This window comes from Acinetobacter sp. 802_lipA (assembly GCF_058242885.1).
Genome location: NZ_JBZAYP010000001.1, coordinates 1,055,482 through 1,082,457, shown reverse-complemented (window position 1 = coordinate 1,082,457; position 26,976 = coordinate 1,055,482). Strand labels below are relative to the sequence as shown.

The 26,976-nt window shown below is 43.4% G+C and carries 17 protein-coding genes, 2 tRNA genes, 3 rRNA genes and 2 pseudogenes; 13 read left to right on the top strand and 11 right to left on the bottom strand.

Annotation, left to right across the window (positions count from 1 at the left end; genetic code table 11):
* Positions 1-121 precede the first annotated feature (121 nt).
* Positions 122-448, bottom strand: a complete 327-nt coding sequence (gene trxA / locus AC4CU3_RS05545; RefSeq protein WP_078388709.1) for a thioredoxin — start codon at positions 446-448, stop codon at positions 122-124.
* Between the two features lie 263 nt (positions 449-711).
* Here trxA and ppx point away from each other — a divergent pair, with 263 nt between their 5' ends.
* Genes ppx through AC4CU3_RS05520 form a run of 5 tightly spaced genes read left to right on the top strand, consistent with a single transcriptional unit; the run spans position 712 to position 5,827 of the window.
* Complete coding sequence (gene ppx, locus AC4CU3_RS05540) at positions 712-2,235, top strand: exopolyphosphatase (RefSeq protein WP_201706083.1); 1,524 nt, start codon at positions 712-714, stop codon at positions 2,233-2,235.
* A gap of 30 nt (positions 2,236-2,265) precedes the next feature.
* On the top strand, positions 2,266-3,090 hold the full coding sequence (locus tag AC4CU3_RS05535; protein ID WP_078388708.1) for an acetyl-CoA carboxylase carboxyltransferase subunit alpha: 825 nt from the start codon (positions 2,266-2,268) through the stop codon (positions 3,088-3,090).
* Positions 3,027-4,373 (top strand): tRNA lysidine(34) synthetase TilS, encoded by a 1,347-nt coding sequence (gene tilS / locus AC4CU3_RS05530; protein WP_279044205.1) that lies wholly within the window; start codon positions 3,027-3,029, stop codon positions 4,371-4,373. The genes AC4CU3_RS05535 and tilS overlap by 64 nt, the downstream gene beginning before the upstream one ends.
* 28 nt (positions 4,374-4,401) lie before the next feature.
* On the top strand, positions 4,402-5,232 hold the full coding sequence (gene proC / locus AC4CU3_RS05525; protein ID WP_078426677.1) for a pyrroline-5-carboxylate reductase: 831 nt from the start codon (positions 4,402-4,404) through the stop codon (positions 5,230-5,232).
* A gap of 25 nt (positions 5,233-5,257) precedes the next feature.
* Positions 5,258-5,827, top strand: a complete 570-nt coding sequence (locus tag AC4CU3_RS05520) for a YggT family protein (RefSeq protein WP_004979206.1) — start codon at positions 5,258-5,260, stop codon at positions 5,825-5,827.
* A 143-nt stretch (positions 5,828-5,970) separates the two neighbouring features.
* Here the strand turns inward: AC4CU3_RS05520 and polA are convergent, their stop codons facing one another.
* Positions 5,971-8,736, bottom strand: coding sequence for a DNA polymerase I (gene polA / locus AC4CU3_RS05515; RefSeq protein WP_279044207.1), 2,766 nt, complete (start codon positions 8,734-8,736; stop codon positions 5,971-5,973).
* A gap of 162 nt (positions 8,737-8,898) precedes the next feature.
* Here polA and AC4CU3_RS05510 point away from each other — a divergent pair, with 162 nt between their 5' ends.
* Positions 8,899-11,595, top strand: a complete 2,697-nt coding sequence (locus AC4CU3_RS05510; RefSeq protein WP_279044209.1) for a DUF2339 domain-containing protein — start codon at positions 8,899-8,901, stop codon at positions 11,593-11,595.
* A 49-nt stretch (positions 11,596-11,644) separates the two neighbouring features.
* Here the strand turns inward: AC4CU3_RS05510 and AC4CU3_RS05505 are convergent, their stop codons facing one another.
* Complete coding sequence (locus AC4CU3_RS05505; protein ID WP_004692251.1) at positions 11,645-12,568, bottom strand: mechanosensitive ion channel family protein; 924 nt, start codon at positions 12,566-12,568, stop codon at positions 11,645-11,647.
* Between the two features lie 9 nt (positions 12,569-12,577).
* A complete protein-coding gene (locus AC4CU3_RS05500) occupies positions 12,578-13,390 on the bottom strand; it encodes a DUF432 domain-containing protein (protein ID WP_078388703.1) in 813 nt (270 codons plus the stop codon).
* Between the two features lie 114 nt (positions 13,391-13,504).
* On the opposite strand from AC4CU3_RS05500, the gene gspE reads away from it, so the two are divergent.
* Together gspE and AC4CU3_RS05490 are read left to right on the top strand one after the other, a co-directional pair.
* On the top strand, positions 13,505-14,992 hold the full coding sequence (gene gspE, locus AC4CU3_RS05495; protein ID WP_005400733.1) for a type II secretion system ATPase GspE: 1,488 nt from the start codon (positions 13,505-13,507) through the stop codon (positions 14,990-14,992).
* A 116-nt stretch (positions 14,993-15,108) separates the two neighbouring features.
* Positions 15,109-15,687: a hypothetical protein gene (locus tag AC4CU3_RS05490; RefSeq protein ID WP_005400732.1), complete on the top strand. Its 579-nt coding sequence runs from the start codon at positions 15,109-15,111 to the stop codon at positions 15,685-15,687.
* A 43-nt stretch (positions 15,688-15,730) separates the two neighbouring features.
* On the opposite strand, the pseudogene AC4CU3_RS05485 reads toward AC4CU3_RS05490, so the two are convergent.
* The 7 genes and pseudogenes from AC4CU3_RS05485 to AC4CU3_RS05455 form a co-directional block, all read right to left on the bottom strand.
* Positions 15,731-15,925: pseudogene (locus AC4CU3_RS05485) on the bottom strand (OsmC family protein); the annotation flags it as partial.
* Positions 15,926-15,944: 19 nt separating this feature from the next.
* Positions 15,945-16,820, bottom strand: a complete 876-nt coding sequence (locus tag AC4CU3_RS05480; RefSeq protein WP_000102417.1) for an IS982-like element ISAba825 family transposase — start codon at positions 16,818-16,820, stop codon at positions 15,945-15,947.
* Positions 16,821-16,904: 84 nt separating this feature from the next.
* Positions 16,905-17,138, bottom strand: a pseudogene (locus AC4CU3_RS05475) (Ohr family peroxiredoxin); the annotation flags it as partial.
* Between the two features lie 343 nt (positions 17,139-17,481).
* Positions 17,482-18,306, bottom strand: a complete 825-nt coding sequence (locus AC4CU3_RS05470; protein WP_005400730.1) for a carbon-nitrogen hydrolase family protein — start codon at positions 18,304-18,306, stop codon at positions 17,482-17,484.
* Positions 18,307-18,329: 23 nt separating this feature from the next.
* Positions 18,330-18,851, bottom strand: a complete 522-nt coding sequence (gene gigB, locus AC4CU3_RS05465) for an anti-anti-sigma factor GigB (protein WP_005400729.1) — start codon at positions 18,849-18,851, stop codon at positions 18,330-18,332.
* A gap of 112 nt (positions 18,852-18,963) precedes the next feature.
* On the bottom strand, positions 18,964-19,932 hold the full coding sequence (gigA, locus tag AC4CU3_RS05460) for an RsbU family protein phosphatase GigA (RefSeq protein ID WP_005400728.1): 969 nt from the start codon (positions 19,930-19,932) through the stop codon (positions 18,964-18,966).
* 98 nt (positions 19,933-20,030) lie between these two features.
* Complete coding sequence (locus tag AC4CU3_RS05455) at positions 20,031-20,933, bottom strand: MlaA family lipoprotein (protein WP_005400727.1); 903 nt, start codon at positions 20,931-20,933, stop codon at positions 20,031-20,033.
* Between the two features lie 549 nt (positions 20,934-21,482).
* Between AC4CU3_RS05455 and AC4CU3_RS05450 the strand changes: the two genes are divergently transcribed.
* The 5 genes from AC4CU3_RS05450 to rrf all read left to right on the top strand — a co-directional run bounded on the left by AC4CU3_RS05450 (position 21,483) and on the right by rrf (position 26,899).
* Positions 21,483-23,020 (top strand): 16S ribosomal RNA (locus AC4CU3_RS05450).
* Positions 23,021-23,081: 61 nt separating this feature from the next.
* A tRNA-Ile gene (locus tag AC4CU3_RS05445) sits at positions 23,082-23,158 on the top strand.
* Between the two features lie 67 nt (positions 23,159-23,225).
* Positions 23,226-23,301 (top strand) — tRNA-Ala (locus AC4CU3_RS05440).
* Positions 23,302-23,720: 419 nt separating this feature from the next.
* A 23S ribosomal RNA gene (locus tag AC4CU3_RS05435) occupies positions 23,721-26,614 on the top strand.
* A gap of 170 nt (positions 26,615-26,784) precedes the next feature.
* Positions 26,785-26,899: ribosomal RNA gene (gene rrf, locus AC4CU3_RS05430) — 5S ribosomal RNA — on the top strand.
* Together the 16S, 23S and 5S rRNA genes with 2 tRNA genes alongside form the textbook arrangement of a ribosomal RNA operon.
* The last annotated feature ends 77 nt before the right edge of the window (positions 26,900-26,976 follow it).

The window sequence follows — 26,976 nt, the reverse complement described above, 5'->3', positions numbered from 1 at the left end:
AATAATCCTTTATCTCTTGATCATGCAATATAAGAGAGAAAGTTAGACTTGTCAATTTATAGCCGAAAAAAATACGCTGTTGTTTAAACAGCGTATTTCATTTTTTGATCTAAACAGATGCTTAAATGTTTTCTTCAATGAAAGCCGTTAGTTTCGATTTTGGTGCAGCGCCCACTTGTTGAGCGACAACTTCTCCATTTTTGAACATCAGTAATGCAGGAATGTTACGGATGTTATAGTTCACAGCCGTTGCTTCACAAGCAGTGACGTCAACTTTAACAATTTTCACTTTACCTTCGTATTCGTTCGCCAATACTTCTAATACAGGTGCAATGGCTTTACACGGTGCACACCAACCTGCCCAGAAGTCAACGAGCACAGGAACGTCTGATTGCAGTACATCAGCGTCGAAGTTTGTATCAGTTGTATTTACGATATTGCCAGACATGGATAACTCCAGTTTCAATTTTTGGATAGTTTTATGGCTAATAGTATGTCATAGCCTGCTATCACTGAGTAGATGGATTCCTAAATTTTCAACCTTTAGTTTGAGTTTGTCTAATTGATGCTCACGATGTTACTGATCGTGTAACACAATTGTCATATATGCTGAAATTTTAAAAGCTCGTCAATTTCTGACCATAAATGGCTTTTAAATTGCATGGAGGTGAATTAATCTAAGCACAATTCTGTATAGGTTTATATTAAATCATGTCTGATTTTTTAATTGATGAAGAGTTACTTGCTGCCATCGATATGGGGTCGAACAGCTTCCACTTAGCGATTGCACGAGTGGACCATGGCGAAGTGAAAAAAGTTGCGTCAATGTCAGAAAAAGTACAGTTAGCAGCGGGTTTAGATGAAAACAAAAACTTAACAGAAGCCGCACAGCAGCGTGGTTTGGCCTGTTTATCTCGCTTTGTCGGACGTTTAGGTTCGGTTCAGCCGAATCGTTTAAGAATTGTGGCGACCAATGCGCTACGCCAAGCCAAAAATGGACATGAATTTATTCAAAAAGCGGCAGAAATTTTGCCGAAGCACATCGAAATTATTGCAGGTCGTGAAGAGGCTCGTCTGATTTATTTAGGTGTATCTCATACCATGGTAAACAGTGGACGCCGTCTTGTGATTGATATTGGTGGGGGGTCGACAGAGCTGATTATTGGTGAAGAATTTGAGCCCATTCATACCGAATCTTTACAAATGGGCTGTGTAGCATTTACAAAAGCCTTCTTTGTCGACGGTGAAATTAACCAAAAAAGTTTTGATAAAGCTGTGGTAGCAGCGCGTAAGGAGCTGTCTGGTATTGCCAATACCTATAAAGAAGCGGGTTGGGATACGGTGGTCGGTTCGAGTGGAACCATTAAAGCGTGTCGTCAAATTACCGTGAATATGGGTTGGAGTAATGAAAAAGAAGAACTCACCCGTGACGGTTTAGATAAGCTCAAAGAAAAATTGCTCAAATATAAACATGTCGCTGAGATGGAATTTGATGGCCTAAAAGAAGACCGTCGAGCAGTTTTGCCAGCCGGAATCGCTATACTTTATGCCATTTTCGATGTACTTGAACTGGATAAACTGGTGTATTCAGATGGTGCCCTGCGTGAAGGGGTGATGTACGACTTGCTGGGACGTTTTCAACATGAAGATATTCGAGATCGTTCTGTACAAGCGTTAATGGGACGCTATAACGCTGATCCAAAACAAGCTGAACGGGTCGTGAATATGGCTCAGCATTTGTTTGATGGTGTGGCGGATTTACTGAAATTAACCACAGAAGACAGTGATTTACTGCGTCGTGCAGCTTATCTGCACGAAATTGGTTTAGCGATTAGTCATGCGGGCTACCATCGTCATGGCGCATATTTATTGCAACATTCTGACATTGCGGGCTTCTCACAAATTGATCAAAACCATCTGTCGCATTTGGTGGCCCATCACCGTCGTAAGCTGCGCAGTGACGCGCGTGTCGATGTGATGAAGGTTGGCGGCAACAAATTAGTCTATCTGTGTTTGTTACTTCGCCTCGCTGTTTTACTGAATCATAGTCGTAGCGATCAGATGCTTCCTGCCATTGAATTAACAGTAGGCAATGCGCAACAATGGCAACTGAGTGTTTCTGGTAATGCCGCGCAATGGCCTTTGCTGGTTGCAGACTTGCATGATGAGCAAGCGCAATTTAAGCATTGGGATGTTGAGCTGGATATCCAATCAGAACAATTTGTCGATGAATAAATTGGTCAATTAGGGATTTATGGTTGAGCTATGAAGAATAAAGCTGCGCAATCCAAAGCATGGACGACGGTTCAAATTGCACGTCATCCTGAGCGTCCGCAATTTTTAGATTATGTGAGTGAAATTTTTACCGAATTTGATGCTTTGCATGGTGATCGCTTATTTGGTGATGATGGTGCAATGATCGGTGGATTAGCTCGCTTTGATGGTCAGCCAGTCATGATTGTGGGTCAACACCGTGGTCGCAGTACGCGTGAAAAGTTACAACATAACTTTGGTATGAGTAACCCAGAAGGTTACCGTAAATCACAACGTTTACTCGATATGGCTGAACGTTTTAATCTACCCGTCTTTACCTTTATTGACACCATGGGTGCATATCCAGGTGTGGGTGCAGAAGAACGCGGTCAGGCTGAAGCAATTGCAACCTCTTTGGCACAACTTTCAAGCTTGAAAGTGCCTGTAATTGCAACTGTACTCGGTGAAGGCGGTTCAGGTGGCGCACTGGGCATTGGTGTGGCTGACCGTGTGGTGATGTTATCCCATAGTATTTATTCAGTCATTTCACCTGAAGGCTGTGCATCTATTTTATGGAAAACAGCTGAAAAAGCAGAACAAGCCAGCGAAGCTTTGGCCTTGACTGCGGAAAAACTACAGAAAATTGGTATTGTTGAATATGTGGTCGATGAAGGTGAGGGCGCTCATCTCAACCCAGAACAAGTCATGCATGCTTTAAAAACCGTTTTAAAAGATGCATTGGCTGAGTTGCAACCAATGGATGCGAATGAACGATGCGAAGCACGTTACCAACGTTTAATGAAGTTTGGCAGCGACAATTTAGGGCTAGTGTCTTAACTGAGTTTCAGGATACACCTGAACAGCCTCATTTTTTAATCGGATGTAGTGGTGGCATGGATTCCATGCTGCTGCTACATTTGATGTCTCATTTATTTCCCAAGCGCATTCGCGCCATCTATATTGATCATCAATTGCAGGATGTCAGCCCGCAGTGGGGTAGCTTTGTTCAAGAACAATGCTATGTCTTGGATGTCCCATGTGTGATTCAAGCGGTGGATGTTGATCTAGGCAATGTAGAAAGCCAAGCGCGTAGTGCACGTTATGCGGCCTTTCAGAAGCATCTTCTTACCAATGAAATTTTAGTTCTCGCCCATCATCAACAAGATCAAGCCGAAACCGTTTTACTCCGTTTACTCTCTGGTGCGGGAATTCATGGACTTGCCGCCATGCAGAGCATCGATATACGAGAACAATTTACAATTTGGCGTCCTCTATTGGCTTTGTCCAGACAGCAAATTGAGCTGTGGGCTGCTGAGATGCAGCTGAGAAATATTCAAGACCAAACCAACTTTGATACCAGTTATGATCGGGCATGGTGCCGAGCTGAATTGTGGCCAATTTTAGAACAACGCTTTCCGAAAATGCAGCAAGCTTTGGCACGCACCAGTTATTTGATGCAAGATGCCGAAACGATTTTGGCCGATGTGTTGGCGCAAGATTGGGCCAGTTGCGGGAATGCTGCGGTTTTAAATTTAACCCCATTTCGTCAGTTATCTGCACCGAGACAGCGACAGTTACTGTCCGCTTGGATGAAAGGTGAGGATTTGTATCGTCCAGCTTTTGATATGGTGCAACGCTTGTTTGATGAAGTGATTGAATCCAAAGTGGATGCCCAAGCCGCATTGCATTGGAACCAATATTATTATGTGCGTTATCAACAGCAACTCTTTCGTGTCAGTAAAGCAGAGTATTTGGCGGAAGAATGTCAGATTATTGAGTCAATTGAGCAGCGTTTTAGTTTAGATCAAGCTTATGCATTGGCTTCAGGGCAATATCGGATTGAAACACAAAAATATGGACTGTCTTCTGCACTATTGGAGCAGCCTTTACAGATAAAACCGCGCTTAGGTGGGGAAAAATTGCATTTGTATGGGCGTGTTGGGGCTTGGCCGTTGAAAAAAGCCATTCAGAGCGCACAAATTTTTCCGTGGCAACGTCATACAATACAAATATTAAGCATAGATAATGTTATGCTTGGTGTTTTTACGCCTAAAGGATTTTGGTTGGTCGAGTCGGCTTATTGTGAAGCGGGTGGATGGCAACCAAATTTAATCGCTTAGTTAAAAAATTCAGGATAGAGAAATAATCATGAGCGCAGTGTTGAATCGTAATATTTGTTTTATCGGCGGTGGTAACATGGCTCAAGCCCTCATTGGTGGCTTGATTTCACGTGGTTTACCTTCAACTCGCATTACGGTTTCTGATCCTGTTGAACAAGTTCGTCATTTATTGGCTGAAAAAGACTTGGTGGTGACTGAGGACAATGCATCTGCGATTCGTGAAGCCGATGTCGTGGTCTTAGCGGTTAAACCTCAAGTTTTAGCCGATGTTTTAAAACCATTAAACGGTTTATTTGACGGTAAGTTGATTATTTCGATTGTTGCGGGTGCTGAAATTGCAACGATTGCTGCATTAGCTGGCACTAATCGTATTGTTCGTGTGATGCCAAATACGCCTGCTTTAGTACAAACAGGTGCGCATGGTTTATATGCCACTGAGGCTGTAGATAAAGAAGACCGTGATTTGGCGAGCCAAGTACTTGCTGCGACAGGTTTGACTTTATGGGTAGGCGATGAAGCGCAAATTGATGCTGTGACTGCGGTGTCTGGTTCAGGTCCTGCGTATTTTTTCTATATGATGGAAAGCATGATCCGTGCAGGTAAAAACCTCGGTCTAGATGAAAAAGTAGCAACGGCGTTGACGTTGCAAACTGCATTGGGTGCGGCACAAATGGCAATCACGAGCTCAAATACACCAGCTGAATTGCGTAAAAATGTCACTTCACCGAATGGTACAACCCAAGCGGCACTTGAAGTGTTTGATCGTGCACAAATTTCACAAAATATCCAAGCTGCATTGGCTGCTGCTCAAAAGCGAAGTCAGGAACTTGCTCAAGAGCTGAGTGAAAGTAGCAAATAATCGTTTTATTTAGGAAAGTTCAAGTATGGGTGCAAACTCTGCGCTAATTTTTGGCATCATTATTAACGTTGCAATTTTACTGGTGTTCTTCCGCTTTCTCATGCAGTTGGCAGCGGTTAACTTTTATAACCCAGTGGTGATGTCGACCGTAAAAGCCACAAAAATTGTGGATATGTTTGGTCGTATTTTTCCAAATGTAGCGAAAGGCCGTGTTAACTTAGCGGCTTTAGTACTTTTGGTTTTATTGTACTTACTGAAAATTTTTGGCGTCATGTATCTCTCTGGAGCGATGCCGAATAGTCCTGTGCATTTGGTTATTTTAACTTTTGTGACCATGATTCAGGACTTGATTCGTTTCTGTCGTTACCTGATTTTTGCAACAATTATATTAAGTTGGGTGGTGATGTTTACGCAGTCACGTTCGCCTTATATCGAAGTAATTCAGGAGCTTGCTGAACCATTATTGGCACCGTTTCGCCGTTTGTTGCCCAATATGGGCATGATAGATCTTTCTCCAATCGTGGCGTTCTTAGCGCTGTATATTGCTGAAATGATTATGAATGAAGTGGCGATTGTTCTGCTCACTGGTTTATAAGATTGTAGCGAATAAAAAAAGGACTCGATTGCGAGTCCTTTTTTTGTGGTTGAAATTTTTAGGTGAAGACGTTGATATTTCTTCTAGGAGGTAAATGAGCTTCATACCAGCCTTCCTCCTAAGAGGAGAAAGGCGCAAATGTTTTAGTGGGCTTCATCCCAGTTTCGACCTTTGCCGACTTCAACCAACAATGGCACAGAAATTTGCAAAACAGATTGCATGACGTCTGCTAGTTTCGAAGCCAGTTCATCCGCAATACTTTCATCGACTTCAAAAACCAATTCATCGTGTACTTGAAGTAGCATTTTGGCTTGATTTTTAGGCAGCATTTGATCAACTGCAATCATCGCCATTTTAATAATGTCCGCAGCAGAACCTTGCAGCGGTGCATTAATTGCGGCACGTTCAGCCGCTTGTTTGATTATTTTATTGCTTGCCATAATATCGGGCGTATACAAGCGACGGCCTAAAATGGTTTCGACAAAACCTTGTTCACGTGCAATTTGACGGGTACGTTCCATATAGTCGAGCACGCCCGGATAACGTTGGAAGTATTTCGCAATATAGCCACGCGATTCTTCGCGGCTAAAACCGAGTTGACGGGTTAAGCCAAACTCAGACATGCCGTAGAGTAGACCGAAGTTGACGGCTTTGGCCTGACGACGTTGGTCTGACGTGACATCTTCAAGTGCAACACCTAAGACTTCAGCCGCTGTACGACGGTGTACATCTTGTCCATGATTAAAGGCATCGACCAAGGCTTCATCTTGTGAGAAATGCGCCATTAAACGCAGTTCAATTTGTGAATAATCGGCTGCCAATAATACGCGACCTTGTGGTGTAATAAAGGCTTTACGAATTTGACGCCCAATTTCCTCACGCACAGGAATGTTCTGTAAGTTGGGGTCGGTCGAAGACAGACGACCAGTTGCGGTCAGTGCTTGGTGGTAACTGGTATGCACACGATGGGTATCACTGTTGGCTTGTTTTAATAAGCCATCGGTATAGGTGCTTTTTAGTTTGGATAAACCGCGATAGTCCAAAATTAGCTCGGTAATTGGGTGGTCAATCTTTTCTAAAACACTTTCAGAGGTACTGTACTGACCTGTTGCGGTTTTTTTGCCGCCCTTGAGTCCGAGTTTATCAAACAGAATTTCACCGACTTGCTTCGGCGAGCTGACATTGAAACTTTGTCCTGCCAGTTCGGTAATTTGGCTTTCAAGGTTGGCCATGGTATTGGCAAACTCAACACCAAGTTGGTCAAGGAAGCCTAGATCCAATTCAATGCCATTTTCTTCCATGATGGTCAGGACACGGGCAACTGGCATTTCGACATTGTGCAAGATATTGACCAGTTCGGGATGCTTTTGTAGTTTGGCATCGAGCACTTCAAACAGTCGATAGGTCACATGGGCATCTTCAGCTGCATAGTGCGCGGCGGTTTCGATCTCAATTTGGTTAAAGGTTTTTTGTTTTGCGCCTTTACCTGCCACCTGTTCAAAGGTCGTGGTTAAGTGGCTGAGGTAGAGACGCGAAACGTCGTCCATCCCGTGACGAGTCGCCACAGCATTGAGTACATAAGATGCCAACATGGTATCGAAATACCAGCCTTTTAGTTCAATGCCATGATTTTCTAAGACATGCGCATCATATTTCAAATGATGACCGATTTTCTGAACCGATTCATCTTCTAAAATAGGTTTAATTTGCGCCAAGATCTGTTCACGATCTAGCTGCGCAGGTGCATTTTCATAATCATGCGCAAGTGGAACGTAATACGCATCTTGCGCATCGAACGCGACCGAGAAACCAACAATTTGTGCTACGCGATAGTCTAAACTGGTGGTTTCGGTATCAAAGGCAAAACGTTTTTCTGTACTTAAACGTTTGAATAATTGAGTCCACTGTTCTGCACTGAGCACAGTATGGTAATTCGCTTGCCCCAGTTGGTCATCGACGCTGCTTTGAACGGCCTGATCTTCTGTATTGATGACGGTTTCAGATTGTGCTGATTTGGCAATGTGTTGCGTCGCTTGTTTGTAGGTTGCACTATTGGGATTGTTTGGATGATCGAGCGATTGTAACTGCTGGCGGAATTCCAGTTCGGTATACAGTGAACGTAAGGCTTCAGTATTTGGATCTTGGAGTTTAAGATCGTCAAAGGTCAGTCCTGTCTCTAAGTCACAGACAATACTTGCCAGTTGATGATCAAGCGCAATGCCATCAGCATGTTCTTTGATGTTTTGACCGACTTTGCCTTTAATTTTATCGACATTTTCTAAGATGCCACCAATCGAGCCATATTCTGTTAACAGTTTTGCTGCGGTTTTAGCCCCGACACCCGGAACGCCCATAATGCCGTCAGAGGCATCGCCCATTAAGGTCAGATAATCAATAATTTGGTTTGGCCACACCCCAAACTTTTCAAACACGCCATTCACATCCATCGGCTTGTCTTTAAAGCTGTCTTCTAAGGTGACTTTATCGGTCACCAACTGTGCCATGTCTTTATCGCCTGTGGAAATCAGCACTTGCTGTCCCGCGGCTTCCGCACGTTTGGCTAAAGTCCCGATGATGTCATCTGCTTCTGCACCTGGGAGCATGTATAAGGGGATACCCAAAGCACGAATTAAGGCATGCAAGTATGGAATTTGTTCTGATAATTCCTCAGGCATACTTGGGCGGTCACCTTTATAAATTGGCGATAGCACATGACGAAAAGTTGGTTCTGGCGTATCAAAAATGACTGCCATATGTGTTGGCTGGGTACGACGCATCAGTTTTTGGATGGCAGAAATTGCCCCACGAATTGCATTGGTATGTAAGCCAGTTGACGTGGTGAGCGGTGGCAAAGCATGAAAAGCACGAAATAAAAAGTATGAGCCATCGACCAAGACAAATGGTGGCATTGCAAGATTCCTTATCCAAATAACCCGTTTATTGTACGTGATTTTGACGCAGAACAAAGTGTATTGATGTACCGATTGGCATAGATGGTTACGGTTATGCGCTTAAAGATGCACTACAAGCTGATGTATTATTTGAAGATGAGAAAAAGAGATTGAGAACGGATGCAAACTGGACAGCGTGAAATTCGCATGATGTGGTTGATGGGGCTCACGATTGTTGCTATTGCAGCATGGTTTCTGGCTGTACCGCTGTTGAGTGCATTGTGTGGAATTGCTTTGATCATGAGTGTTATGCACTATGTCGATAGCATTGAAAACCCCAGTGCGAGGTTGGCGGAACAACGGGGCATTGCTTTTCAGCCAACGTCAAAAGTGCCGCTTTACCTTGCTGCTTTCGTCATTTTGATCGGTATGGTGGGACAATGGGGCGGACTCATTGGATTGGGGATCAGTGGCTGGTTGTTCTTTTTCTTTCGATGGTTGCGTCATCTAGAATATCTATTGTTATCCGTGCAAGCACAGCCATATCAGGTGATATCTGACCGATTCACAGAATCTGAAAATTCTCCCTCTTTACCCACTACTCTAAACAACACAGATGATTTAAGTCTCAGTGAGCAAGTGAAACGCTGGCTTTGGCAGGGCAATCCTGTCTTAAAAGTTGCGATTGTGATACTGCTGATTGGGCTTATTTTATTATTACGCTTTGCCACCGAACATTGGCAGTTGAGTCTTGCTGTTAAACTGAGTCTCGTTGCTGCGGTAAGTCTGGGCGTTGTGGTCTTTGGTTATGCGCTCCTACAAAAGAACCGTAGTTTTGCTTTGGCTTTGGAAGCACTTGGACTGTCAGGTTTATTTTTGACTTTATTTTTTGCTTACTACAACGGTGTGATTGCAAGTTTAGTGATTGCAAGCCTGTGCTTTGTGGTGGTGATGGCGCTTACACTTTGGCTCAGTTTAAAACAGCAGTCGATTGAGCTGGCGTTGATGGCACTGATCATTGCTTATTTGGCACCTTTTACTTTGCCTATACGGAATGCCACTGCGATAGAACTGGTGGCCTACTATTTGGTCATCAATATTGCGGTTGCTGTTTTAAGCACGTTCAGGCCGTGGAAAGTCCTTAACCAAATTGCTTTTTTAATGACGGTGGTCGTAGGCGGAGCTTATGCCTTTTATCAGGGTAAAGCGTCTGAGCGAGACATGCTGGCCGTGTTGGTTTTGGCACATAGTGCGGTCTTTATTTGGTTGAGTTTTCGTTATAGCCAACTGTTGGCACGCGAGGATTTAACTCAGTTTAAGTTGAAACCGATCTTGGATGTGGCTTTGATTTTTGCTGCACCCATTATTGCTTTTGCTTTTTTGTATGTGATGTATTTTGAGGAAACGACTTGGCAGGCAGGCTTTAGTCTCGGCTTTGCAGCGCTCTATGCCATGCTTTATCAGCTGCTAAAAAGAGCCCATAGCGTTGAGCTGATTGCGCAAAGTTATCTCAGTTTGACTTTGGTCTTCTTGGCGCTGATTCCCCCTATTTTACTGCCTGATCAATGGGGTGTGGTGGGGTGGAGTGTTGAGGGTGCACTGATCTTTATGTATGCCTTATATCGAAATTCCGCCTTGAATCGTTATTTGGCGATGGGTTTATTGGCCGTGGCTGGGCTCTCAAGTCTGTACTATGTGGTGGAGCTCAATCGTTTTCCAACGGAAGTCTATTGGGCGCTATGTCTGAGTTATTTTGCTGTGGTTGCCGTTGCCAACAGTGTAGAGCGCTTTAGACAACAGTTGTTTTTTGCCACCATTGCCTTTTTTTGCTTACAACTGCTTTCAGCAACCAGCATGTTGTTTATTTTACTTTTGGATGAAATCCACAGTAAAAGTCAGGTGACGATGGCGCTGCTGATCATCGTACTTTTATATACAGTGCTGAATGAATGGTTGCTCTACCGTAAAGCCAGTTGGTCATGGCTATTACCCAAATGGATTGGCCTGATTCCGTTGTATGCAGTTGCCTTTATTTTCTTGGTGGGCTTGAGCCATGATGGCATCATTATGTGGTCGACTGGTTTAGACCGGCTATTGTTTGCTTTAACGAGTGGATTACTCACGTTGCTGTGGCTCCGCCCGTTACAGGGCGTAGAGGATGAGCAGGAGTGGGTGAGTTTGGGTGCTTTACTGAGTTTAGCGCTGACCAGCTTAACCCTCATTCCAAGTATGCCGTATTTAAGCATGGTCATTTTGCCGCTGGCCTTTGCTGCATGGTGCTACACACAATCGACTCAAACGCGATGGAGACAGTTTTGGCAAGCACGCAATACCTTAGTGCTCATGTTGTTTTGGATCGTGTGTTCTCAGATCTTTAGCCAACAAGCTTTTGCAGGGTACTGGCTACCCATTTTCAACCCATTTGACTTGGTTAGTATTGCAATGCTGATTGGTTTCATTTGGATGCTGAATTTGCAAATGAAAGAGGGCTTGGAGAAAAGTCTGGGTGCCATTTTGATGATGTCGAGCCTACTTTGGCTCAGTAGTTATGTGGTGCTACGTGCGCTGCATGTCTATTTCCTAACACCCTATAATGACTGGAAAATGTGGGAAAATGCTTTGGTGCAACTCAGCTTTACTTTGCTTTGGGTTAGTTTGGCTTTCATTTGCATGCTGACGGCAACCAAACGCAACCTGCGTTCATTGTGGATTTTTGGCGGCTGTATTTTAGTTCTGGTGACGCTGAAATTGGTATTGTTTGACTTATCTCACATTGGGACACTCACCCGCGTGATTTCATTTTTAGGTGCAGGTTTGGTGATGTTGGTGATTGCGTATATTGCACCGATGCCTGAACTTGAGGAAAAGACCAATTAAACAAATTCAGCTCCTTATGTCTGCAGGGATCATAAGGAGCTGAGGCTATTTATTTGATATTCGGTTCTCGTTTCAAGGCTTGCGCATTGGCATATTGATCAATTTCTTCATTGGATAATGGACGCGAAAGCGGATGATCGACAAAACCCATTTTCGGCACAGGAATTTCGATTTGGTTATCTAAGAAACCATTACGAATACGTTCCTGCATTTCATCACGCACTTGCAAAAAGTGTTCTTGCTGACACCACACGGCAAACAGTAACTCAATCGAAGACTCACGAAAGGCGGTGACGGTGACGGCAGGTTTAGGGTCTGCAAGCACCAAAGGATATTTATTAGCCACATCAATCAGCACTTCACGTACTTTAATGATGTTCTCATGAAAGTTAATCGCTAGGGTGATGGGAATACGCCGTATTGGAAACTTAGAGAGGTTGTGAACAGGCGCTCGAATCAGTTGTTCATTCGGCAGTCGTACATAAATGTTGTCCTGAGTGAGTAGCTTAACCGAGAGGAGGTCAATTGAAATGACTTCACCTTCAATGGTATTGCCACGAATAAGGGTGATTGAAATGGTGTCGCCAATTTCAAAAGAACCTTCACCAATTAGGAACAATCCACTGATTAAGTTGGATGCAGAGGTTTGTGAGGCAAAACCCAAAGCAACCGTCAAAATACCTGCTGCGCCTAAAAACACACTCAGTTTAAAACCAGCCTCTTTGAGGCTGGCCATCACAAAAATTAGGAAAATAAAGTAAAAAATACCGCGTCGCCAGACCAGCCGTTGGTGGGCGTTAAACTTGGTGCCAATGGTTCGGATAAAGGTATTTGAAACCAGACGTGCCAAGAGAAAACCAACAAAACACAGCACTAAGGCAATTAAGATTTCCGTTAATCGTTCTGTATTGATGTTGGTAAAAATGCCTTTTAGGCTACTGGTAATTTCTTGGGGAATATTTGAGTTTGGCATCTGTCCCCCTTAGAAGAATGAATCAAACATATTAAATAATGCGCTCGCCGAAGAGCGAGGTGGATGTACATAAATCACTTTGCCTGCATGCGGAGGCGTACGGTTCTCGATACGGATTCGCGGTGGCCGATCGGCGCCTTCATGTAAGACTTTAATTTGCGATGTCCAAAGTCGATCCGTACTTTCACTATAAAATAAAGGCAGGGCTGAAACAGGTACGTTCATGCGGTCAAAACGCAGTTGTAAATGGCTGGTGTTGTGGAACTCAATGGGCGTCACTGCACGAAATGCACGTGGTTTGAGTTGATGCAATTCAGTTCGACCATCGACAGCCGTAGCGTAGGCAATTTCACCTGTACGGTGGTTTGGCCCAAACCAAGTTTCTTTGGGTAAAATCACAGGAATATCAAATAGGGGATCGCGCTGACCTTGAATAAAACCCGAAATCCATAATGGAGTGCTGATATACAGCGTCCCGCGCTGACCCGCTGGAATATAAATCGGATCGACAGGTTTAATCACCACTGAACGATCGGCCAAACGTGGCATCAGCTGAATCGTATGATGGGTGTTTTTAAACATGTAACGTTTAATTTCAACGGGTTGTGGAAAGGCGAAATGTGGGTCCTCTATCGCATGCCATTTTTGCTCATAGTCATATTGAACTTGAGGACGATGAAACTCTAAACGCCATTCTTGTAGACCGCGGGTGAGGCGAAAAAGTAATGAGCCGAACTGCCACGCACGAGCTTGATTCAACTCAAAGTTGTATTCCCCCCACCATTTTAAATTGGGGCTATCCGATTCAAACAGTTCATTCATATTAGGCAACAGCACATTTCCTTATATTGCAAATCAGTGAAAAACAGACTTCACGCTGTCATATGCTTAGAGTACACTCAAAATAATATTTTTCATCATTATTATAATTTTAAGATGCAAGTGCTTAAACAATTACAAATTCCCTATAGTTTTGCGAAGCGTCATGGCGTGCTGTTGCGTTACGAAGGCGATCAAGCCTTTATTGTGCGCCGTGAAAGTACGCCGTTGTTGGCTTTGCAAGAGGCACGTCGTTTTTTAGGTGTGGCAGCACAACATCAACTGTGTAGTGATGAAGAATTTCACCAGCTTTTAAGCAGTAGCTATGCAGGGGACAGTGGTGAATCACAACAAGTGGCCGCAGGTTTAGAAGATCATCCCGATTTACTTAGTTTAGCCGACCAAGTGCCTGAAGCTGAAGATCTGATGGATCAAGAAGATGATGCTCCAATTGTTCGTTTGATTAATGCGTTATTGTCTGAAGCCATTCGTGTTGGCGCATCTGATATTCATATTGAAGCCTTTGAAAAGAAACTATCGGTGCGTTTACGTGTCGATGGGCAATTACGTGAAATTGTGCAACCACGCCGTGAACTAGCACCGCTGTTGGTGTCTCGTATTAAAGTCATGGCAAAACTGGATATTGCGGAAAAACGGATTCCGCAAGATGGGCGTATTTCACTGCGTTTAGCTGGGCGTGAAGTCGATGTGCGTGTTTCGACTTTACCCTCATCACATGGCGAACGTGTGGTGATGCGTTTATTAGATAAACAAGCCGGTCGTTTGAACATGACTCATTTGGGCTTATTGAAACCTGACTATGAACGCTTGACTCAATTGGTGCATCGTCCACACGGGATTATTTTGGTCACAGGGCCGACAGGTTCGGGTAAAACTACAACGCTTTATGCGGCACTTTCGGACCTCAATGATGGTTCGAAAAATATTTTGACCGCAGAAGACCCGATTGAATATCAATTGGAAGGGATTGGACAGACGCAAGTCAACACCAAAGTCGATATGACTTTTGCGAGAGCCTTAAAAGCCATGCTGCGTCAAGACCCAGATGTAGTCATGGTGGGTGAAATCCGTGACTTGGAAACGGCTGAAATTGCGGTACAAGCATCGCTCACAGGGCATTTGGTTTTATCTACACTGCATACCAATACGGCCATTGGTGCGGTGACCCGCTTAAAAGATATGGGCATTGAGCCATTTTTGCTGTCGAGTTCTTTGATTGGTGTCATTGCACAGCGTTTAGTGCGAACCTTATGTAGTCACTGTGTGACATGGCATGAAGCCGATACTTTTGAAACACAACTGTTTCAGCATTTGAATCCAAAAGCAGAACTTCAGTTACCTCAACCGAATGGCTGTGAACGTTGTTCACATACGGGTTTTATGGGGCGGACGGCGATTTATGAAATTGTCGCTGTGGACGATCAGATGCGCCGTTTAGTTCATGGCAATGCCGCTGAATATGACTTAGAAAGTTATGCACGACAAAACTCTGGCTCTATTCGTGATGATGGTTTACGTAAAGTGTTGGCAGGGAAAACCACACTGGAAGAAGTATTGCGTGTGACCAATGAAGCGGCAGAGTAATGAATATCGACTAGTAGATACGGGTTATGCGTGTAGTTGTATTATCCTGAAATTACCTGATGTGTTTGTATGGCAGCGTCCGTTTTACTTTTAGAATGAAAATAAAGAACTTTATAATGATGAATAAATCCTTAGCCTTGTTTGGTGTGTTGAGTGGTATGGTATTTTTTACTCCTCTCAGTTTTGCAAAAGATAAAACTTTTAATGTTTATAAAAAATGCCATGATGAAATGGAGTGGTCATGTGATGTCATTAGAAATACCAATGGCAAGAAGGAAAAAGTTTATGGCGGTATGAAATCACCAAACATTGAGCGTTTAAATCAAAGTTATTATCATGTTCAAATGTCATGTGGTAGCCCATGTCAGGCTCATAGTTTTCTATCGAGAAATAAACAAGAAGATGATGCGACTCAAGAATTTATCGCTATTGATACGAAGAGTAATTGTTTAATTGAAACTGATTCTAAACACAATAAAATCACAGCTCGCCAATTAAATTCGAAAAAAAGACATACTTTGATCAGTACTCAGCACCCTATTTTTCAAAATGTCCCTATTTTTGATATTGCCCAATACACTGTGTTCCAAGGCACTTCTTATTTTGATCAAAAAGGAAATTTGATTTTGCTGGCAGATGAAATCGATGATCAAAAGAAATTTAAAAAGATATTTCCAAATCCTTGTAAGTTATGAAATCTCTATCCCAAAGCTATGACTTTAGGATAGAAGAGATGACTTAAACAATTACATTCAACGTCACATCAATATTGCCACGCGTTGCATTTGAATAAGGGCAAACAATATGTGCTGCATCCACTAATTTTTGCGCTTCTGCTTGCTCTAAACCTTCTAAATGAATGTTCAAGGTGACTTGAATACCAAAACCTGTTGGAATAGGGCCAATACCTACATCACCTTCGATATAAACATCCGGTACGCCAATCTCAACTTTAAATAAGCTTTTCAAATTGAATCGGCGAATAACCACATTTTTTATTCATAACGACGCAGACCGTATGTGACAAAATCTTTCTGATAAAACGATGCGATAAGTGCCATAAATCTCTTGCCCTTACTTTTTGAATATTAAAGCGATCAGTTAATTGACCAATGACCGTTTCAATTTTCCTTCGTGCTCTCATAAGCAACCTCATTGATTCTTGAGATCTAGAGTCCGGCATATTCTTTCTTAAAGGAGTTTGTAGATCAACATACTGAAATTTATAGTATTCTTTCAAGCTGGGTCTTAAGTAACCTTTATCTGCACCTAGTAACCCATGAATATTTTCTGTGATTTCTGGTGCAACATCACGCTCATCTACATTTGCTGGAGCGAAAGTATAGCCAGTAATCATACCCTCCAAATTAATTACAAGATGCCCTTTAAAACCATAGTATTTCTCTTGTTGTGCAGCACAATAACTAAAACCTGCATGTTCTTTGAAATTCTTGTGTCTTTTTGCTCGACTATAACGACAAACAGGTATAGGAAATCCATCAATAAAATGAATATGATCCTGACCATAATGTGCAGTTAATTGGGCTGTGATTTTTTGATGAACTTGCCATAAGTTTGCACAATGCTTACAAAAGTTAGGATATGAACCTAAATGAGGGAACCAACTTAAGTAATTGTTTTTAAAAAACATCCATATGCTTTTATCCGTATCCATTTTGAGACACTCACCAACAATTTGCATTGTGATAATTTCAATATCGGTTAAAGCAGGTGGAAAACCACGTTTTCTTAATGGTTCAGAGACTATAGTTGGGTAAATTTCCTCTATGATTAAATAGACAATGATGATAAATTCTTCAGTGGACATAACTGTAATTTTATTTTCATAGACGGATTTAAAATGAGGTTATGTCCTTTTTATTTCAATGACTTAAAAAGTTGAGATTGGCGTATCCGGTGTAATTTTTAATTGGTCACGGTTAGCAACAAACTTCATTGCACCTAGAAAACATGCAGAATAACCTGCGGCAAAAAGCTGTTCAGGGTTCGTTCCACCACCTGCGCCGCCCATTTCTTTAGGAACAGTGAGTTTTAAATCTAAAATTCCATCAGAAGAGGTTGCGCGACCATCACGGCCACCTGTCGCTTTAGCATGTGCTGTATAAACTACTTTTTCTAAAGACATTGTGATTCCCTGAATATTGTATTTGAGTTCTTATCCTGTCCTAAATTGCAGAAAGAATAAGCAGTGTTTTTGTAAATTTATACAGAGTATGCTTGCGTTTAAATTGAGGGTTTAGTTAATTAAAAATCAATGGTATAGAATCCTATTATTGTTTTTTAACATTCGCAATCGGGGCTTATCGATGTGAATGAAAACAGAGAGTGATTCGAGCTACTATTAATTTTAAAGATAAATAGAGTCATGTATTTTATGAGAGCTAGAGCTACTCCATGAAAGAGCAGTAGTGAATCAATATGAAGTTTTTGTGCGAAGAATAACCTTGTCTTAAACGATCGCAGCGTGATTAAAATTGCACTAATTTTCGGTGTTGCATTAACGGCATGCTTTCACGGATTTGAGCTTGTTCTGCCAAGTCAAAAGGTACAGTAATCAACTGTGCACCCGGGTTAAGAATTAAATCCAAAACTTGACCACGGCTATTGGTTGCTGCTGCATGTCCCCAAGTTTGTCTCTTTTCACCATGCCAACCTTGTTGCGCTGCGCCTAACACGATGCTTTGGCTATCCATCGCACGGGCTTGTAATAATAACTGCCAGTGCATTTGCCCCGTAGTGTAGGTAAATGCAGCAGGAGCAGTCAAAATATTTGCACCACGCGCGCGTAAAGTTAAAGCCAGTTCAGGAAAGCGTAAGTCATAGCAAACCATCAAGCCAATATTACCAAAAGGCGTTTTTGCCACAACGACATCTGTACCAGGTTCAAAAAACTTCGATTCTTGGTAGCCACCCACAGCATCGCCAACTTGTACGTCAAACAAATGAATTTTGTCATAACGTGCTTCAGTACGTTCAGGGCTAATGCAAAGACTGACTGTACGAACACGACCATCCTCAATAACAGAACCATCTGGACGGAACGGGCATGGGAGAGTACCCGCGACGATCCAGATCTGATATTGATGAGCAAGATTTTCTAAACGCTTTTGAATGTCTTCAAACTGTGCTGCGATCTCACGTTGTTTGCCTGCGGCAAAACAAACGAAGTTTTCGGGGAACACAATAAGTTCAGCACCATTTGCTTTACTTTGTTGAATGAGAGACTCAATGACAAGGAAGTTTGCTTGGATGTCATTTTGAGAGTTCATCTGTACAACAGAAAGTAAAGTCATAAATGGGCCTACAAAATTTGTTGTTATGCGTTTTGTTGCTGTGACACTTGATCGAGGTTGTCTTGTTCTTTTTGCAACTGTTTGACCAAAGGTTCAAACATATTTTGATTATTTTGATTCAGTTCCATCAAAGTTTTATGTGCATCTAGTACGGTGTTTAGCATATTACGATGTGTAATGTGCTCTTCCATCAGTTCGAGGGTACAAACATTTGGATCGCCACAGTAGTTTAAAATCACAAAAACCTGCCCTAGCCCCATACTGTTGGCTAAGGTAGTGATATCAGAGTTGGTGGACAACATGACAGCTTGGATATTATGGATCTGTTTAAGCTTTAAGCCTAACTTTGCCAAAATGCCTAACACAGTGCTGTCGATGAATGTAGTTTGGGTTAAATCTACGATTGCACCAACAACATTTGACTGTTGTTCAATACGGTTTAAAAGTTTGTCTAGACTGATACAAGATTGGGCACGCACTTCGCCAATAAGCTTAAAAATATGCGTTCCATTCAAGCTTGCATATTCAACATGACCTGTTGACATATAAATGCCATTTGCAGAGAAGGATAGGAAATTATCCCATAGGGCAAATACTTACTCAAGTATCTAACAGTCTTAGAAGATAGGATATTGTAATAAGTTATTGATAATTTGATTAATTCATTCGACGTAAACTTAATATAGCAATATCGTCTGCAACATGTTCTGGTGCTTCAAAGGATTGATTTTGCAAATGATACATCAATTGTGTGAACTGATCATTCAGTCCCCCATTGAAGGGTTCGAGTGCACCATCTGAACAAATAATGAAGCGGGCATGACGGTTGAGTACACATTCATGCTCTTCAACTTCCAGCTCTTCAGTAAGGCCTAAAGGAAAACTACTGGTATGTAATATTTTAGGAGCTTGATTTGGCTCAAAGATAATTGCGGGGGGGTAATGTCCTGCACTCGACCAGCGAAGTTGATGGGTTTCGAGGTTTAAAATCCCTGCAATCATGGTGATGTGCTTTTCAATATTCTCTTGAACCAACATGCCATTGAGTTTCTTAATTAACCCACGCGGAGTTTTGGCACGACCATGAAAAGCCGCCATCCAAGAGGTTAATAAGCTACTGGTGACCCCATGACCAGATACATCAGCCAAATAGAACATCACTTCTTTATCGCTAATTTTCCAATAATCAAACCAGTCCCCAGACAAATAAGCAGAAGGCTGAAAAAACGTTTCGACGGTGTAGTTTTGGAGTTCTATCGGGTTTGGTAAAAGTCGCTTTTGTAACTCTGCTGCGGAAGGCAGATCGCGACTGTCTTGATTACGCTTATATTGCGCATCAATTTTGAGTAAGGATTGCTGTGGGTTACTGGGCAGCTTATTCCACATCCAACCTGCTAAAGCACCGAGTTCCCAAGCTTGGGCTAAAGCACTACCTTCATTTTCAAAGGCAAGAACAATGGTAGGCAGTGTCCATTTATAATCTAAATAATCTTGGATATCGGCAATAGCAATAATAGTCGGGTCATAAAGATCAATGTCTTCTATGCGAATCATTTGCACACTTGGTAGTGTGTCTAGCACCTGTTCTAAATATGGAATATGGCGAGAAGGTTGAATGAAATACATAAAAAAAATGGCTTATCCTTAGCATTAAGCTATTGCTTTACTATAACAAGCAAATTACAGCTAGAGAAAAAAAATTCAACTCTAGCTGCAATACATTGTTATTCCGTATCTAACATTTGATGCGATTCATTGGTTGATGGAGAGCTAGAAGAATCATCATCACCGACATCATCAATAAACATCCCTTCCGCTTCTTGGCCTTTTTTCTCAGCAATAATGAAGTTTTTACGTTGTAAATAAATATCACGAATTGAGGAATATTTGTCGCCTTGAATCGCACCCTCAATATCAATCAGTTGCGATCGCACATCAATACCACGTAGAGTCTGTTCAGCCCAATATAGGCCTTCTTCATCTTCTAGAATGTATCTTTGTGGGCGTGCATAGCCATCGACCACTAAGCCAAAACCATCACGGAAAGTACTGGGTCCAAAAATAGGAAGCACGAGATATGGGCCAGATGGAACACCCCAATAGCCGAGAGTCGTACCAAAGTTTTCATCTTCAGTTTCTAAACCCAAGCGCGAAGCAGGATCTGCAAAACCTAAAGTAGTTACCGTATTAATGGTAAATCGACCTAAAGTTTTTGCGGCACGGCCGGGACGACCTTGTATAAGTTGGTTCACCGCATTCCAAGGTTCACCGAGGTTTTTACGGAAGCCACTATAAGAGTCACGAATCGGAGACGGGATCTTTTCTTTATATTCCACCGCAATTGGGCGAACGATCGCACGGTCTAAAGCATCATTGACGGCAAAAATTTGTCTATTTAAAGGCTGAAGTGGATCTTTTACATTATCAGGTTGTGCTGCATTGGCATCTACTTTTAAATCTTTTGCTTTAATATTCTTTAATTCTTTAAGCGAAGAAGATTGAGCTGTTTGCGGATCAGCACTGGTATCTATTTCGCTGGCAGCCGCAGGCGCTACATCTTCAGCAAATGCAAATGTTGTAAAGCCTACAAAGAGTAGACCAGCACATAAGTGGCGAATGTGTTGCATATAAAAGAGTTCCGGAACTTTATAATCAGCAGGTGAATTAAAAAAATAATGTTTTAACTATCTTAACAGCTCTTTATTGCTCATTGTTAAATCAAATTTTAAGAAATGTTAGTAAAAAAACGCCATTTTGCTGAATAAATAAACAAGTGGAAGTTTTTTTATAAAAAATTGAATAAAGGGGGTTGTGTTGGTTTGGAAATACTGTAGAATGCACATCCATCGGCGGTGATGTTGATTAAAACTTGTTGAGAAACAAGGATTTAGCCCAAGCGGTAGAATCTGGAAGTCTTGAATAGGTTTAAAAATAATTAACAAAACCAGTTGACTTTCTCTTGAAAGAGAGTAGTATAGCCGACCTAGCTTGCTGGTGACGAATCAGCAAGAAGATCATTAAGAGATTATGAAGAACAACTTGTGTGGATTTTTACTGATTGATCGATCGAAAATATTTCATTGATTGAAGGTAAAAATTACTCGAAGTTTATTTGAGAAATATTTGTCAGAAAATTGATGAGCCAAGATTTGTAGCCATAAGCTACTAATGATTTTTAACTGAAGAGTTTGATCATGGCTCAGATTGAACGCTGGCGGCAGGCTTAACACATGCAAGTCGAGCGGGGAGATGTAGCTTGCTACATTTCCTAGCGGCGGACGGGTGAGTAATGCTTAGGAATCTGCCTATTAGTGGGGGACAACATTCCGAAAGGAATGCTAATACCGCATACGCCCTACGGGGGAAAGCAGGGGATCTTCGGACCTTGCGCTAATAGATGAGCCTAAGTCAGATTAGCTAGTTGGTGGGGTAAAGGCCTACCAAGGCGACGATCTGTAGCGGGTCTGAGAGGATGATCCGCCACACTGGGACTGAGACACGGCCCAGACTCCTACGGGAGGCAGCAGTGGGGAATATTGGACAATGGGCGAAAGCCTGATCCAGCCATGCCGCGTGTGTGAAGAAGGCCTTTTGGTTGTAAAGCACTTTAAGCGAGGAGGAGGCTACTTAGATTAATACTCTAGGATAGTGGACGTTACTCGCAGAATAAGCACCGGCTAACTCTGTGCCAGCAGCCGCGGTAATACAGAGGGTGCGAGCGTTAATCGGATTTACTGGGCGTAAAGCGTGCGTAGGCGGCTTTTTAAGTCGGATGTGAAATCCCTGAGCTTAACTTAGGAATTGCATTCGATACTGGGAAGCTAGAGTATGGGAGAGGATGGTAGAATTCCAGGTGTAGCGGTGAAATGCGTAGAGATCTGGAGGAATACCGATGGCGAAGGCAGCCATCTGGCCTAATACTGACGCTGAGGTACGAAAGCATGGGGAGCAAACAGGATTAGATACCCTGGTAGTCCATGCCGTAAACGATGTCTACTAGCCGTTGGGGCCTTTGAGGCTTTAGTGGCGCAGCTAACGCGATAAGTAGACCGCCTGGGGAGTACGGTCGCAAGACTAAAACTCAAATGAATTGACGGGGGCCCGCACAAGCGGTGGAGCATGTGGTTTAATTCGATGCAACGCGAAGAACCTTACCTGGTCTTGACATAGTAAGAACTTTCCAGAGATGGATTGGTGCCTTCGGGAACTTACATACAGGTGCTGCATGGCTGTCGTCAGCTCGTGTCGTGAGATGTTGGGTTAAGTCCCGCAACGAGCGCAACCCTTTTCCTTATTTGCCAGCGGGTTAAGCCGGGAACTTTAAGGATACTGCCAGTGACAAACTGGAGGAAGGCGGGGACGACGTCAAGTCATCATGGCCCTTACGACCAGGGCTACACACGTGCTACAATGGTCGGTACAAAGGGTTGCTACCTAGCGATAGGATGCTAATCTCAAAAAGCCGATCGTAGTCCGGATTGGAGTCTGCAACTCGACTCCATGAAGTCGGAATCGCTAGTAATCGCGGATCAGAATGCCGCGGTGAATACGTTCCCGGGCCTTGTACACACCGCCCGTCACACCATGGGAATTTGTTGCACCAGAAGTAGGTAGTCTAACCGCAAGGAGGACGCTTACCACGGTGTGGCCGATGACTGGGGTGAAGTCGTAACAAGGTAGCCGTAGGGGAACCTGCGGCTGGATCACCTCCTTAACGAAAGATTGACGATTGGTAAGAATCCACAACAAGTTGTTCTTCATGACGATGTATCTGAGGGTCTGTAGCTCAGTTGGTTAGAGCACACGCTTGATAAGCGTGGGGTCACAAGTTCAAGTCTTGTCAGACCCACCAAATCTGACTAACAAGCATTGTTAAATGCTGAATACAGAAAACAGAAACATTGACTTATTGATAAGCTGGGGACTTAGCTTAGTTGGTAGAGCGCCTGCTTTGCACGCAGGAGGTCAGGAGTTCGACTCTCCTAGTCTCCACCAAATTTCAAGACAAGAAAAGCATGCTTTTCCTTGAAATTTAAGCAAGAAGCTATGCTTCGCGCAGATAGGTTGGATTATAGAATTTAGTAAGTTGAAGCTTATTAACTTCTGTGATTTATCACAGTTTCCTGACCTGACGAAGGCTGGAAAAATCATTAACAGAATATATTTGAGTTGAAATAATTTGTTCATACTCGTTTTTAAGATCGACATTAACAGTGATTTATTACTGATTGATGAAGGTTGAAGAAATGAGTTACTAGCGAAATTAACTGAATCAAGCGTTTTGGTATGTGAATTGAATTGAAGCTGTACAGTGTTTAAGTACACAGAGCAACAAACTGTAAGGAAGTGATGAGAAATCATCATAGACTGTCTTAATCCTACTTGTAGGGATTAACGACTGTTTGGGGTTGTATAGTCAAGTAATTAAGTGCATGTGGTGGATGCCTTGGCAGTCAGAGGCGATGAAAGACGTAATAGCCTGCGATAAGCTCCGGGGAGGCGGCAAATATCCTGTGATCCGGAGATTTCTGAATGGGGAAACCCACCTGTCATAAGGCAGGTATCGTATGATGAATACATAGTCATACGAGGCGAACGAGGGGAAGTGAAACATCTCAGTACCCTTAGGAAAAGAAATCAATTGAGATTCCCTCAGTAGCGGCGAGCGAACGGGGAAAAGCCCATTAAGTCATATCAGTTTTAGTGGAATGCTCTGGGAAGTGCAACCATAGTGGGTGATAGTCCTGTACACGAAAGGGCTGATATGATGATGTCGAGTAGGGCGGGGCACGTGAAACCTTGTCTGAATATGGGGGGACCATCCTCCAAGGCTAAATACTCCTGACTGACCGATAGTGAACCAGTACCGTGAGGGAAAGGCGAAAAGAACCCCTGTGAGGGGAGTGAAATAGATCCTGAAACCGCATGCATACAAGCAGTGGGAGCCGACTTGTTCGGTGACTGCGTACCTTTTGTATAATGGGTCAGCGACTTACATTCAGTAGCAAGGTTAACCGCATAGGGGAGCCGTAGAGAAATCGAGTCTTAATAGGGCGTTTAGTTGCTGGGTGTAGACCCGAAACCGGGTGATCTATCCATGAGCAGGTTGAAGGTTGGGTAACACTAACTGGAGGACCGAACCCACTGTCGTTGAAAAGCCAGGGGATGACTTGTGGATAGGGGTGAAAGGCTAATCAAACTCGGTGATAGCTGGTTCTCCCCGAAAGCTATTTAGGTAGCGCCTCGGACGAATACCATTGGGGGTAGAGCACTGTTTCGGCTAGGGGGTCATCCCGACTTACCAAACCGATGCAAACTCCGAATACCAATGAGTACTATCCGGGAGACAGACTGCGGGTGCTAACGTCCGTAGTCAAGAGGAAAACAATCCAGACCGCCAGCTAAGGCCCCAAAATTATAGTTAAGTGGGAAACGATGTGGGAAGGCATAGACAGCTAGGAGGTTGGCTTAGAAGCAGCCACCCTTTAAAGAAAGCGTAATAGCTCACTAGTCGAGTCGGCCTGCGCGGAAGATGTAACGGGGCTAAAACTATATGCCGAAGCTGCGGATTTGCAATTTATTGCAAGTGGTAGGGGAGCGTTCTGTAAGCCGATGAAGGTGTATTGAGAAGTATGCTGGAGGTATCAGAAGTGCGAATGCTGACGTGAGTAACGACAATGCGAGTGAAAAACTCGCACGCTGAAAGACCAAGGGTTCCAGTCCAACGTTAATCGGGGCTGGGTGAGTCGACCCCTAAGGCGAGGCCGAGAGGCGTAGTCGATGGGAAATTGGTTAATATTCCAATACTTCTATGTAATGCGATGAGAGGACGGAGAAGGTTAAGTCAGCCTGGCGTTGGTTGTCCAGGTGGAAGGTTGTAGGCATGTATCTTAGGCAAATCCGGGGTACTGTATGCTGAGAACTGATAGCAAGCTGTACTTGTACAGTGAAGTGGCTGATACCATGCTTCCAGGAAAAGTCTCTAAGCTTCAGTTACATAGGAATCGTACCCGAAACCGACACAGGTGGTCAGGTCGAGTAGACCAAAGCGCTTGAGAGAACTCTGCTGAAGGAACTAGGCAAAATGGTACCGTAACTTCGGGAGAAGGTACGCTGCCGACGGTGATAGGATTTACTCCTTGAGCTATTGGCAGCCACAGAAACCAGGCCCCTGCAACTGTTTATTAAAAACATAGCACTCTGCAAACACGAAAGTGGACGTATAGGGTGTGATGCCTGCCCGGTGCTGGAAGGTTAATTGATGGGGTTAGCGTAAGCGAAGCTCTTGATCGAAGCCCCAGTAAACGGCGGCCGTAACTATAACGGTCCTAAGGTAGCGAAATTCCTTGTCGGGTAAGTTCCGACCTGCACGAATGGCATAATGATGGGGGCGCTGTCTCCAGCAGAGACTCAGTGAAATCGAATTCGCCGTGAAGATGCGGTGTACCCGCGGCTAGACGGAAAGACCCCGTGAACCTTTACTGCAGCTTGACATTGAACTTTGATCTTACTTGTGTAGGATAGGTGGGAGGCTTTGAAACCGAGACGCTAGTTTCGGTGGAGCCAATCTTGAAATACCACCCTGGTAATATTGAGGTTCTAACTCTGTCCCGTTATCCGGGACGAGGACCATGTCTGGTGGGTAGTTTGACTGGGGCGGTCTCCTCCTAAAGAGTAACGGAGGAGTACGAAGGTGCGCTCAGCGTGGTCGGAAATCACGCGTAGAGTATAAAGGCAAAAGCGCGCTTAACTGCGAGACCCACAAGTCGAGCAGGTACGAAAGTAGGTCTTAGTGATCCGGTGGTTCTGTATGGAAGGGCCATCGCTCAACGGATAAAAGGTACTCTGGGGATAACAGGCTGATACCGCCCAAGAGTTCATATCGACGGCGGTGTTTGGCACCTCGATGTCGGCTCATCTCATCCTGGGGCTGAAGCAGGTCCCAAGGGTATGGCTGTTCGCCATTTAAAGAGGTACGCGAGCTGGGTTTAGAACGTCGTGAGACAGTTCGGTCCCTATCTACCGTGGGCGTTGGAAATTTGAGAGGATCTGCTCCTAGTACGAGAGGACCAGAGTGGACGAACCTCTGGTGTACCGGTTGTGACGCCAGTCGCATCGCCGGGTAGCTATGTTCGGAAGGGATAACCGCTGAAAGCATCTAAGCGGGAAGCCTACCTCAAGATAAGATTTCCCTAGGACTTTATGTCCTCTAAAGAGCCGTTGAAGACTACGACGTTGATAGGTTGGATGTGGAAGCATAGTGATATGTGAAGCTGACCAATACTAATTGCTCGTGAGGCTTGACTATACAACACCCAAACAGTTGGTGTTGTGGTTCAAATCACTGCAAACAACTTGATTTAGTTATAAAGCTAGATAAAATATCCAACTCAAATATACCTGTTAATAACTCATTTGATGAAAGTTAGGCGTACACAATGTGTAAATAAGACCCAACGAATAGTCATAAACAGTTGTGCTGGCGACAATAGCAAGAGTGAACCACCTGATCCCTTCCCGAACTCAGAAGTGAAACCTCTTAGCGCTGATGGTAGTGTGGAGTTATCCATGTGAGAGTAAGTCATCGCCAGCTCATTAATTCTAAATCCCCCTAACTCAAATGAGATAGGGGGATTTTTTTATGCGGAAAATATTAAATAATAAATGAAT